This is a genomic window from Pseudomonas sp. MWU12-2029, from assembly GCF_023242425.1.
Taxonomy (GTDB): domain Bacteria; phylum Pseudomonadota; class Gammaproteobacteria; order Pseudomonadales; family Pseudomonadaceae; genus Aquipseudomonas; species Aquipseudomonas kribbensis.
Window position 1 is genome coordinate 232,616 of the sequence record NZ_JALJDY010000011.1, and the last position, 12,418, is coordinate 245,033.

A 12,418-nucleotide genomic window follows, 5' to 3' on the forward strand; every position below is an offset into this window, starting at 1 on the left:
AGCACGGGTCGCCCGAGGTCACTTCAATGTCCAAGCATGCATCCTCTGCTGCCGCTGTTCAGGGTTCCGATTCGGCTTCGAAAAGCCACAGCGACAAGGGAAGTCGCTATTTCCAACTGATGTTGCTGGTGCTCGCCGCCGGTGCGATCTACCCGATTCTGTACCTGCGCCAGGTCTACCAGACCACCATGCTCGAGGTGTTCCAGATCAACCACAGCGAGCTGGGTTATCTGTACTCGATGCTGGGGACGATTTTCCTGCTCAGCTACTTGCCGAGCGGCTGGCTGGCCGACCGTATCGCGCCGCGTTTCCTGATCTTCTTCTCGCTGGTGGCAACCGGCGCGTTGGGCCTGTGGTATTCGACGGCGCCGTCGATGACCGGGTTGATGATCATCTTCGGTTGCTGGGGGCTGACCACCGGCCTGACGTTCTGGGCCTCGGTGCTCAAGCGGGTGAAGATGATTGCCCATCACACCGAGCAGGGCCGGTTCTTCGGCATTCTCGATGGCGGTCGCGGGCTGGTCGAAGCGCTGCTGGCGACGGTCGCCCTGGCGTTGTTCGCCTTCGCCACCGAAACCCGTGGCGAGTCCACCGCCGAAGGTTTCAAGCATGTGGTTTACCTCTACGCCTTCACCTGTATTGCCATCGGCTGTGTGCTGGTGCTGATCAAGGACCCGAAGTCGATGGAAGACACGCCGCCGGTGGAGAAGGGCAAGTTCAACCTGCTCACTGATCTGGCGACGCTGGTGAAGATTCCCGAACTGTGGCTGGTCACCGCGATCGTGTTCTGCGGTTATCACATCTTTTGGGCCACCTACAGCTTCTCGGACTACCTGCAAGGCAGCGGCCTGACCGCCGTCATGGCCGGCACCATCACCACCATCAAACTGTGGATGCGCCCTATCGGCGGCATCGGCGGCGGTTGGTTGGGGGACAAGTTTTCGAACATCTCGGTGCTGATCGTTGCGCTGTTGCTGGCGAGTCTGGCAATTGTCGGGCTGATCGTGTTCCCGGCGCTCAACAGCATGGGGCTGCTGATCGCGACAGTGATTTTCATCGGCCTGATGACCTACGCGATTCGCGGTCTGTACTGGGCGATCCTCGACAGCTGCAACATTCCGCTGCGGATCACCGGCCTGGCCATCGGCATTGTCTCGGTGGTGGGTTACATGCCGGATGCTTTTATCCCGTTGATCAACGGCTACCTCACTGAACATTTCCCTGGCGCCCTCGGTTACAAGCTCTATTTCGGCTACATCGCCACTATCGGTCTGATCGGCACTCTGGCTGCCGTGACCCTGCGTGCCCGGATCAATCGCAATTCCTTGAACAAGACCTCTTTGAACAAGACAGGTGCCTGAGATGAAAATCGTCGCCCTTGAAACCCATATCGTCGCCGTACCGCCACCGCACATCGGCGGCATGTACTGGCTGTTCGTCAAGCTCAAGACCGACTGCGGCATCGAAGGCGTCGGCGAGATCTACGCCGCGACCTTCGGCCCTAAAGCGATGCTGCCGATCATCGAAGACGTGTTCGAACGCTACCTGCTGAATCAGGATCCGCACCATATCGAGCGCTTCTTCCGTCAGGCCTATTCGAGCGGTTTCACCCAGCGTCCCGACCTGACCATGATGGGCGTGGTCAGCGGCCTGGAAATGGCCTGCTGGGACATCATCGGCAAGGCCGCGAACAAACCGGTCTACGAACTGCTCGGCGGCAAGGTTCACGAACGCCTGCGTTCCTACACCTACCTGTACCCGGTCAACAGCCGTGGAGAGTACGACTACGACGACCCGGACCTGGCCGCCGAGTGCGCCATCGACAACATGAACAAAGGCTTCACCGCCGTGAAGTTCGACCCGGCCGGGCCGTACACCGCGTACTCCGGGCACCAGATCTCGCTGGAAGTGCTGGAACGCTGCGAAACCTTCTGCCGCAAGATCCGCGAAGCGGTGGGCAACAAGTGCGACCTGCTGTTCGGCACTCACGGGCAAATGGTGCCGTCCTCGGCGATTCGCCTGGCCAAACGCCTGGAGAAATACGACCCGCTGTGGTTCGAAGAACCTGTGCCGCCGGGCCAGGAAGAGGCCATGGCGCAAGTCGCCGCCAAGACCAGCATTCCGATTGCCACCGGTGAGCGCCTGACCACCAAGTACGAATTCTTCAAGCTGTTGCAGGCCGGCGGTGCGTCGATTCTGCAGATGAACGTGGCGCGCTGCGGCGGCCTGCTCGAAGGCAAGAAGATCGCCAGCATGGCCGAAGCCTATTACGCGCAAATCGCCCCGCATCTGTACAACGGGCCGATTGGCGCAGCGGCGAGTTTCCAGCTCGCGGCCTGCACGCCGAACTTCCTGATCCAGGAAAGCATCGAGACCTGGGGCGGCTTCCACGCCGAGGTCCTGAAAAAGCCGTTGCAGTGGGAGGACGGCTACATCATCCCGTCCACCGAGCCGGGTCTGGGCGTGGAGCTGAACATGGACGTGGTGCGCAAGCATTCGCCTTACACCGGCGAACGCCTGCACCTGCAAATGGCCCCGACCCCGGCCGACGTCAAAGACACATCGCCGGCCAAGGGCTGACGGGATTTCCCCGCCCGGCAACGGGCGGGTTCGATAAAAAGACTTACGCGGTAACCGTGCATGACATACGACTACATCATCGCTGGCGCAGGCGCCGCTGGCTGCGTGCTGGCCAACCGGCTCTCGGCCTCGGGCCAACACACGGTGCTGCTGCTGGAAGCGGGCGGCAAGGACAGTTCCCTGTGGTTCAAGATCCCGGTCGGCTTCGCCAAAATGTATTACAACCCGACCTTCAACTGGATGTACTACAGCCAGCCACAGAAGCAGTTGGGCAATCGCGAAATCTACGCCCCGCGCGGCAAGGTCCAGGGCGGTTCGGGCTCGATCAACGCGATGATCTACGTGCGTGGTCAGGCCCATGATTTCAACGACTGGGCGGCCAACGGCAACGACGGCTGGGGCTTCAAGGACGTGCTGCCGTATTTCCGCAAACTGGAAAACCACCCACTGGGCGACAGCGAATACCACGGCGGCAGCGGCCCGATCAGCATCACCCCGATGGCCGGTCAGACCCACCCGATCTGCGACGTGTTCCTCAAGGGCTGCGACGAGCTCGGTTACCCGCGCAGCGACGATTTCAACGGTCCGAAATTTGAAGGCGCGGGCATCTATGACGTCAACACCCGCAACGGTCAGCGCAGCTCCAGCAGCTTTGCCCATTTGCATCCGGCATTGAGCCGGCCGAATCTGACGGTCGAGCATTACGCGTTGGTCGACCGGGTCCTGTTCGATGAAAGCCAGCAGCGCGCCACCGGCATTTCCATCACCCAGCATGGCGTGGTGCGTACTTTCACAGCGCGCAAGGAAGTGATCCTGTGCGCTGGCGCCGTCGACACGCCGAAGATCCTGCAACTGTCCGGCGTAGCGGATCGCGCCTTGCTGGCCAAACATCAGATTCCGCTGGTCAAACACCTGCCGGCAGTGGGGCAGAACCTGCAGGATCACCTGTGCGTCAGCTACTACTACAAGGCCAATATTCCGACGTTGAACGATGAGCTCAGCTCGCTGTTCGGCCAGTTCAAACTCGGCGTGAAATATCTGCTGACCCGCAAGGGCGCGCTGGCGATGAGCGTCAATCAGGCTGGTGGATTCTTCCGGGGCAACTCGGAGCAAAGCCATCCGAACCTGCAGTTGTACTTCAACCCGCTGTCGTATCAGATTCCGAAAAACAACAAGGCCAGCCTCAAGCCCGAGCCGTATTCAGGCTTCCTGCTGTGCTTCAACCCGTGCCGCCCGACCAGTCGTGGTCACATCGAGATTGCTTCGAAGAATCCTCGCGATGCCGCGTTGATCGACCCGAACTACCTGAGCACGCAAAAGGACATCGACGAGGTCATCCAGGGCAGTCGCCTGATGCGCAAGATCATGGGCGCTCCGGCGCTCAAGGGCATCACGGTCGATGAAGTCTTGCCGGGGCCGGCGGTGGAAACCGACGAGCAGATGCTGCAGTACTTCCGTGACAACTGCGGCTCGATCTATCACCTGTGCGGTTCCTGCGCGATGGGGGCGGATGAGCAGACTTCGGTGGTCGACAAGCGCCTCAAGGTGCATGGCCTCGAGGGGTTGCGGATCGTCGATGCGTCGATCTTCCCCAACGTGACCTCGGGCAACACCCATGCCGCGGTGCTGATGGTGGCGGAGAAGGGCGCGGATCTGATTCTGCAGGATGCGTAATGCGCGGTGACACTTGATCGCAGACGGATCTCCAGCCTGCGCTAGCCTTTGAATGCCGGCCCATTACGGGCCGGCATTGCTGTTTCTGGAGGATTGGTTTTTTGATTCAAGGAGCGACCGATCATGGATGATCTGGTGAAAGAGGTGATTCCGCTGTTGCAGTATCTGATCCCGGGTTTTGTCTCGACCTGGACTTTCTACACCCTGACGGCGTTCAAGCGGCCGGATACGTTCGGGCAGATTGTGCAGGCGTTGATTTTTACGTTTGTGATTCACGGGGCCGTTCTGGGCGTTGGTGAGGTCTGTTTGTGGGTGGGGAGGGAGGGCTTTTCTGTAGGAACGTGGGACTCCAAGGCTGAAACAGCATGGGCGTTTTTTGCTTCGCTGACGTTTGGGTTGCTGGCTTGTTGCGTGTCCGCCAGTGGCAACTTACATGGTTGGTTGCGTAGCAGAAACGTAACGAAACAATCTTCCTACCCTAGCCAATGGTTCAGCGCATTTGCGAAATATGATCGCGTCATCACCCTGCATCTGGATGATGAAAGGCGCGTTCTAGGCTGGCCGGTGGAGTGGCCGCCCGAATCTTCGAGTGGACAGTTTCTGTTGCAATCTCCGTGTTGGCTCAATAGCGATGGAACTGACGTACCTTTTGGTGCTGAATTTTTGTTGATAGATTCCGCGAAGGTTAAATGGGTTGAATTCAATCCGATTTCAGAGGGTTCATCATGACCGCCAGAGCACCACAGCCAATGCCGCCGCACATCGCGCGCCTGTTCTACGGGCCAGATGGGAAACAGTTGGAAAAACCATTGATCAAGGGCCCAAAAGCACCCCCACCGCTGAAGCGTTAGCCGATACAAGGGGCGTTTATTCGCCCCGGTTGCCAGCTCTCCAGTTCAGGCTCGCCAAGTCAGAGCGTCTGCACCAACCAATCCCGAAACGCCTTCAACGACGCCAGCGACTCATTGCGCGCCGGGTACACCAGGTAATAACTGCGCCTACTGCTGATCGGTTCCCCCAGTTGCACCAGATCACCGCTGTGCAGCTCATCCTCCACCAGAATCCTCGGTACCAGCCCGATGCCGATATTGGCGCGCACGGCCTGGATCAGGTGCGAGGTCATCTCGAAGCTAGGGCCGATGCGCATGCTGCGATGGGGCAGGGCGTGATGGCTGAACCACTCGGACCACGCTTGAGCATTGCTGCTGACGTTGAGCAGCAGTTGCCCGGCGATATCTTCGTCGGCCGCACGACGTTCGGTATCGGACAACTGCGCACTGGCGATCACTACCAGTTCTTCGGTGTGCAAGCGGTGGGCAGTCAGCCCCGGCCAGTCACCGCCACCCACGCAAATCGCCGCGTCTATTTCGCTGGTATCGAAGTCGATGGTTTCGATGCGTGAATGCAGATGCACGGTCATGCCCGGGTGCGCGGTGTAGAAATCCTTCAGGCGTGGCAACAGCCATTTCGAGCCGAAGGTCGGCAGAGTCGCCAGGCGCAAGCTGTGAATGCCCGAGCCAAACGCCATGGCCTGCAGCGTTGCGCTGCGGATCTGCCCAAGGGCTTCGGACAGTTCGCGCTGGTACATGCGCCCGACGTCGGTAAGGATCACCCGCCGGCCTTCGCGACTGAACAGGCGCATGCCGAGCATCTTTTCCAGAATCTGCACCTGACGACTGACCGCGCTCTGGGTCAGCGACAGTTCGTGGGCGGCGCGGGTGTAACTTTCATGGCGTGCGGCGGCTTCAAACGCCAGCAGCAATGACATCGAGGGAGTGAGAGTTCGCGGATTCATTCGTTTTAGTCATGGATTGCGGGTCGATTTTACGGTTGTCCCGGCATCGCTCTGCAATGAACATAAGGCCTATGAGATGGCGGGAGCGTGACGCAATCATTCATTGCGCACAACTGTTCACCGCCACACGGCCCGTTTTTGACCGAGATTGCACGCCCGATGATTGCCCAGCTGTCGCCTTCCACCACGCTGAACACCGACTACCAACAGTTTCTCAAAGCCCTTGAAACCATTGGCTTTCGTGGCGAAATCAGTGCCGACTACGCCAGCCGAGTGGTGCTGGCCACTGACAACTCGATCTATCAGCGCTTGCCGCAAGCAGCGGTATTCCCGCGCGACGCCGACGACGTGGCGCTGCTGGCACGCCTGATTGCCGAGCCGGCGTACCAGAAAGTCGTGATAACACCTCGCGGCGGAGGCACCGGCACCAACGGCCAGTCGTTGACCGACGGCATCGTCGTCGACCTGTCGCGGCACATGAACCGCATTCTTGAAATCAACGTTGAACAGCGTTGGGTGCGGGTGCAGGCCGGCGTGGTGAAGGATCAACTGAACGCGGCACTGAAATCCGCCGGGCTGTTTTTCGCCCCGGAGCTGTCCACGTCGAACCGCGCCACCGTCGGCGGCATGATCAACACCGATGCCAGCGGCCAGGGCAGTTGCACCTATGGCAAGACCCGCGACCACGTGCTGGAACTGCACATGGTCCTGCGCGGTGGCGAGCGCTTGCACGGCCGCCCACTGGAAGAAAGCGAGCTGGCAGCGGAGTGCTCCCGTGAGGGTCGGGCCGGCGAGGTGTATCGCTGCGCGCGGCAGATCATTGATGAGCAGGGCGAGCTGATCCGGGAAACCTTCCCCGACCTCAACCGCTGCCTGACCGGCTACGACCTGGCGCACCTGCGCGAGGCAGACAACCGTTTCAACCTCAACAGCGTGCTGTGCGGCGCCGAGGGTTCGCTGGGGTTTGTGGTCGAGGCCAAGCTCAACGTGTTGCCGATCCCCAAGCACACCATGCTGGTGAACATTCGTTACGCCGGTTTCATGGACGCGTTGCGCGATGCCCGGGCGTTGATGGCGCTCAAGCCGCTGTCGATTGAAACCGTTGACTCCAAAGTGCTGTTGCTGGCGATGCAGGACATCGTCTGGAATGGCGTCGCTGAATACTTCCCGGAAAGCGCCGAACGACCGACGCTGGGGATCAACCTGGTGGAGTTCTGCGGCGACGATCCCGAGGAGCTGCAAGGCCGGGTCGAGGCTTTCATCCAGCACTTGGGCACCGATGCCACGGTCGAGCGGCTGGGCCACACGCTGGCCGTCGGTCATGCGGCGGTGAACCGCGTTTATGGCATGCGCAAGCGTGCGGTGGGTTTGCTCGGCAACGTCGCCGGTGAAGCGCGGCCGCAGCCGTTTGTCGAAGACACCGCCGTGCCGCCGCAACACCTGGCCGAATACATCGCCGAGCTGCGCGACCTCCTCGACAGCCACAATCTGCAATACGGCATGTTCGGCCATGTCGATGCCGGCGTGCTGCACGTGCGGCCGATTCTCGACATGAAAGACCCGCAACAAGCCGCACTGGTGCGCCCTGTTTCGGACGGCGTCGCCGCGCTGACCCAGCGTTACGGCGGTCTGTTGTGGGGCGAGCACGGCAAAGGCCTGCGCTCGGAATACGCACCGGCCTTTTTCGGCGAGTTATACCCGGCGCTGCAAGCGTTGAAGGCGGCGTTCGATCCGTTCAACCAGTTCAATCCGGGCAAGATCGCCACACCGAATATTCCTGGCGCTGCACTACTGAAGATCGACGAAGTGACCCTGCGCGGCGAACTCGATCGGCAGATCGACGAGAAAGTCTGGCAGGACTACGGCGCGGCCATGCACTGCAACGGCAATGGCGCCTGCTACAACTTCGATCCCGACGATGCGATGTGCCCGTCGTGGAAAGCCACCCGTCAGCGCGCGCAATCCCCCAAGGGCCGCGCCTCGCTGATTCGCGAATGGCTGCGTTTGCAGGGCGAGGCGGGTGTGGATGTGTTGGCCGATGCCAGTCGCCGTCCGCCGTTTTTCAGCACGTTGCTGCAGCGCTGGCGCAACAGCCGTGCGCAGGAACAGGACTTCTCCCACGAGGTGTACGACGCCATGGCCGGTTGCCTGGCGTGCAAGTCCTGCGCAGGGCAGTGCCCAGTGAAGGTCAATGTGCCGGACTTCCGTTCGCGGTTCCTCGAGCTGTACCACACCCGTTACCTGCGGCCGGCGCGGGATTATCTGATTGCCTCGCTGGAGTACACGATTCCGTACATGGCGCGGATTCCGTTTCTCTACAACGGTTTGATGGGCGCCTCGTTCAGCCGCCGCTTGATCGAGCGACTCGGTGGCATGGTCGATGTGCCGTTGCTCAGCCGTTTCGATTTCCACGCGGCCATGCGCCGCTGGCAGGTTCAGCCGGCGTCGGTCGAGGTGCTTTCGACGCTGACTCAAGCACAACGCGAGCGCAGCGTGGTGCTGGTGCAGGATGCGTTCACCCGGTATTTCGAGGCGCCATTGCTGGCGGATCTGATCGAGCTGATTTCGCGACTGGGCTATCAGGTTTATCTGGCACCGTTCAGCGGCAATGGCAAACCGCTGCATGTGCAGGGCTTCCTGTCGGCGTTCAATCGCGCGGCGTTGCGCAATGCCGGGCAACTGCGCGCACTGGCCGAGATCGGTGTGCCGCTGGTGGGGCTCGATCCGGCGATGACGCTGGTTTATCGCCAGGAATATCTGAAAGTGCCGGGGATGGAAAAATGCCCGGAGGTGGCGCTGGTGCAGGAGTGGCTGCTCAAGGTCATGCCGGAGCAAGCCGATCAGCGCCGCGAGGAAACCTTCCGTCTGCTGGCGCACTGCACCGAGAAGACCAACGCGCCCGCCGCGACCAGGCAATGGGAGCAGGTGTTCGAACGGGTCGGTTTGAAGCTGACGACCCAGGCCACCGGTTGCTGCGGGATGTCCGGCACTTACGGCCACGAAGCGCGCAATCGCGAGACCTCGGCGGTGATCTACGAACAGTCCTGGGCGAAGCAGATCGAGGCGCCGGTGGAGAAGGGTGAAGCGCTGGCCACCGGCTATTCCTGCCGCAGCCAGGTCAAGCGCCAGGCCGACCGGACGGTGCGTCATCCGTTGCAGGTGCTGCTTGAAAGGCTACGTTCTGCTTGAGAACCGTTGGCAATTGAGGCGCTTTTTCGTGTTATAAGGTAACGCAAATATTCGGGCTGTCAGCACGCGGCCCGATCGAACTCTTCACTCGATTGCGAACCCTTCATGACCCTTGCTGTTCCCCGAAACGTCCCGCCGGCGACTGGCCGGCTGCTGTCCATTGATGCGCTGCGTGGCCTGGTGATTCTGTTCATGTTGCTGGATCACGTGCGCGAAACCTTTCTGCTGCATCGTCAGGTGTCCGATCCGATGGACATCGCCAGCACCGAGCCGGCGCTATTTTTCAGCCGCACTCTGGCGCATCTGTGTGCGCCGGTATTCGTGCTGCTGACCGGTTTGTCGGCGTGGCTGTTCGGGGAAAAGTACGACGGCAAGGCTGACGTCAGTGCCTTTCTGTTCAAGCGTGGTCTGTTCCTGGTGGTACTCGAATTCACCCTGGTGAATTTCGCCTGGACGTTCCAGCTGCCACCGAGCGTGATCTACCTGCAAGTGATCTGGGCCATCGGTCTGAGCATGATCGCACTGTCGTTGCTGGTCTGGTTGCCACGCTGGCTGCTGTTGACATTGAGCCTGGCGATCATTGCCGGGCATAACCTGCTCGACGGACTGCATTTCGGAACGGAGTCGGCGCTGCACGTACCGTGGGCAATCCTGCATGACCGGGGCTGGATCGAAGTCAGCGAGAGTTTGCGCTTGCGTACGTCATACCCGTTGCTGCCGTGGATCGGCGTGATTGCTCTTGGTTATTCGCTGGGGCCGTGGTTCGCTCGCGCTGCCGATTCAGGTGTGCGCCAGCGCCGCTTGTTGATCGGTGGCATCGTCGGACTGCTGGGTTTTGTGGCGCTGCGACTGGTCAACGGTTACGGCGAAAAACCGTGGTCGATCAATGACAGCACTGTGCAAACCCTGATGGGTTTCTTCAACATCACCAAATACCCGCCGTCGCTGTTGTTCATCACGCTGACGGTGAGCATCGGCCTTCTGCTGTTGCTGGTGTTCGAGCGTGCACAGGAGCGACGCTGGATTCGCTGGCTGACGGTGTTCGGTTCGGCGCCGATGTTTTTCTATCTGTTGCACCTGTATGCGCTAAAGATGCTGTACCTGATTGGCGTGGCGTTGGTCGGGCTCAATCAGGGCAGCTATTTCGGTTTCTCGTCGGTGGCGGCGGTGTGGCTGGCGGCGATGGTGCTGGCGATTGCGTTGTTCCCGGCAGTGAGATGGTTCTCTGCACTGAAGGCCCGGCACCGCGACATCGCCTGGTTGAAGTACCTGTAACTAGCCCGTTTTACCGTCGCGAACATTGCGGGCAAAGTCGATGAAAGCCTTGAGCGGCGCCGGTACATGGCGCCGGCTCGGGTAATACAGGTGCAGCCCGGGATAGTACGGGCACCAGTCCGCCAACACCTGCACCAGACGTCCGGCGGCCAAATGTTCGCTAACCATGTCTTCAAACACATAGGCCAGTCCCAGGCCCTGCAGCGCAGGGCCGACCATCAGGCTGACATCGCCCAGCGTCAGCGGGCCGTTGACTTCGATTTCCTGTTCAATGCCACCGCGTTCGAATTCCCAACGGTACATCGAACCGCTCGGGAAGCGATGGCGGATGCAGGGCAGGGCATGCAGGTCTTCCGGTTTCTGAGGTGCGGGACAGCGTTGGAAAAATGCTGGCGAACCGACCACCACCGAACGCAGGTTCGGGCCGATGGGCAGCGACACCATGTCCGCCTCCAGCCGATTGCCGAAACGTACGCCGGCATCGAATCCGGCAGCGACGATATCCAGCAGCGCATCGCTTTCGACCACTTCCAGACGAATGTCCGGGTAGGCCTGCAGAAACTCGCTGGCAATCGGCAGCAGCACCAGTTCGCACGCCTGGCGCCCGGAGGTGATGCGCAGGTTGCCCGAAGGTTTGTCGCGAAAATGGTTGAGGTCTTCAAGTGCATCTTCGATATCGCGAAACGCTGGTTTCAGCCGCGCGTAAAGCCGCTCGCCGGCCTCGGTCAGCGCCACGCTGCGGGTGGTGCGATTGAACAGGCGCACGCCGAGGCGGTTTTCCAGAGCCCGCAACGAGTGACTCAGCGCCGACGGTGTCAGGCCCAGATCCACCGCTGCACGACTGAAATTCAGATGCTGGGCGATGCTCAGAAAGATCGACAGATCCGCCGTGGACGGATTTTTCATTGATGAGCGCCTTTCACAAAGTCATGTAATTTTGTTGGGATTATCGCATCAGTAACACGGCTTTAAAGTCGCATCAACTCATCGAGAAGGCCCGGCAATATCGCCAGGGTCACTGACAGGAGGAGTTGCTATGCGTACCTGGCTGATTACCGGAGCTTCCCGTGGTTTTGGCACCCTCATCGCAGAACACGCCCTGCGTGCGGGTGACGCCGTGATTGCCACCGCCCGCAATCCGCAAGACATCACCGACCGCCTCGGCGAGTACCCGAACCTGCTGGCGCTGCGTCTGGACGTCACCCGTGAAGACGAGGCCCACCAAGCGGTGGCAGAGGGGATCAAGCGTTTCGGCCGCATCGATGTGCTGATCAACAATGCCGGGTTCGGTGTGTTGGGTGCTGTCGAAGAAACCAGCGCCAGCGAAACCGAGCGTCTGTTCGCTACCAACGTCTTCGGCCTGCTCAACGTGACTCGCGCCGTGCTGCCGCACATGCGCGCCCGGCGCAGCGGACGGGTGATCAACATCTCCTCGATCGGCGGCTATCAGGCCTACATGGGCTGGGGTGTCTACGGCTCGACCAAGTTTGCGGTCGAAGGCATCAGCGAAGCGCTACGTCAGGAACTGGCGCCGCTGGGCATTCATGCCACGGTGGTCGAACCGGGTTTCTTCCGCACGGATTTCCTCGACGAACAATCGCTGGTCAAGACCGCGCTGGTGCTGCCGGATTACGACGAAACCGTGGGCAAGATGCGCACCTTCGCCGAAGCCGCCAACCATGCACAGCCGGGCGATCCGGTGAAGTTTGCCGAAGCCATGCTGGCGCTGGTCAATGCACCGAACCCGCCGCAACGGTTGGCGCTGGGCAGCGACACCATTGCGCGAATCGAGGCGAAGAACCGCTTGGTGGCGCAGGAGCTGGCGCAGTGGAATGAGCTGGCGCTGTCCACGGATTTCAAGGACTGACACAACCCCCGTTGAAGCCATCGCAGGCTGCGCTCTGT

General features: G+C 60.7%; 9 protein-coding genes. 7 read left to right on the forward strand and 2 right to left on the reverse strand.

The features are described 5' to 3' along the window. Positions 1-26 precede the first annotated feature (26 nt). From M5B44_RS25305 to M5B44_RS25320, 4 genes are all read left to right on the forward strand, one after another. Positions 27-1,361 carry an MFS transporter gene (locus M5B44_RS25305; RefSeq protein WP_248740895.1) on the forward strand — a complete coding sequence of 445 codons (1,335 nt, stop codon included), beginning with the start codon at positions 27-29 and terminating at the stop codon, positions 1,359-1,361. A 1-nt stretch (position 1,362) separates the two neighbouring features. Beyond that, positions 1,363-2,580 (forward strand): mandelate racemase/muconate lactonizing enzyme family protein, encoded by a 1,218-nt coding sequence (locus M5B44_RS25310; protein WP_085731929.1) that lies wholly within the window; start codon positions 1,363-1,365, stop codon positions 2,578-2,580. A 60-nt stretch (positions 2,581-2,640) separates the two neighbouring features. Continuing rightward, entirely contained in the window at positions 2,641-4,254 is a 1,614-nt protein-coding gene (locus M5B44_RS25315; protein ID WP_248740896.1) for a GMC family oxidoreductase, read from the forward strand. Positions 4,255-4,377: 123 nt separating this feature from the next. After that, complete coding sequence (locus M5B44_RS25320) at positions 4,378-4,983, forward strand: DUF6338 family protein (RefSeq protein WP_248740897.1); 606 nt, start codon at positions 4,378-4,380, stop codon at positions 4,981-4,983. Between the two features lie 181 nt (positions 4,984-5,164). On the opposite strand, the gene M5B44_RS25325 is transcribed toward M5B44_RS25320, so the two are convergent. Continuing rightward, complete coding sequence (locus tag M5B44_RS25325; protein WP_248740898.1) at positions 5,165-6,049, reverse strand: LysR substrate-binding domain-containing protein; 885 nt, start codon at positions 6,047-6,049, stop codon at positions 5,165-5,167. 159 nt (positions 6,050-6,208) lie between these two features. Here M5B44_RS25325 and M5B44_RS25330 point away from each other — a divergent pair, with 159 nt between their 5' ends. After that, complete coding sequence (locus tag M5B44_RS25330) at positions 6,209-9,238, forward strand: FAD-binding and (Fe-S)-binding domain-containing protein (protein WP_248740922.1); 3,030 nt, start codon at positions 6,209-6,211, stop codon at positions 9,236-9,238. A 105-nt stretch (positions 9,239-9,343) separates the two neighbouring features. After that, positions 9,344-10,513, forward strand: a complete 1,170-nt coding sequence (locus tag M5B44_RS25335) for a DUF1624 domain-containing protein (protein WP_248740899.1) — start codon at positions 9,344-9,346, stop codon at positions 10,511-10,513. Here M5B44_RS25335 and M5B44_RS25340 read toward each other — a convergent pair whose 3' ends face one another. Further along, positions 10,514-11,419 (reverse strand): LysR family transcriptional regulator, encoded by a 906-nt coding sequence (locus M5B44_RS25340; RefSeq protein WP_248740900.1) that lies wholly within the window; start codon positions 11,417-11,419, stop codon positions 10,514-10,516. 130 nt (positions 11,420-11,549) lie between these two features. On the opposite strand from M5B44_RS25340, the gene M5B44_RS25345 reads away from it, so the two are divergent. Beyond that, on the forward strand, positions 11,550-12,380 hold the full coding sequence (locus M5B44_RS25345) for an oxidoreductase (protein WP_248740901.1): 831 nt from the start codon (positions 11,550-11,552) through the stop codon (positions 12,378-12,380). Positions 12,381-12,418: the final 38 nt, after the last annotated feature.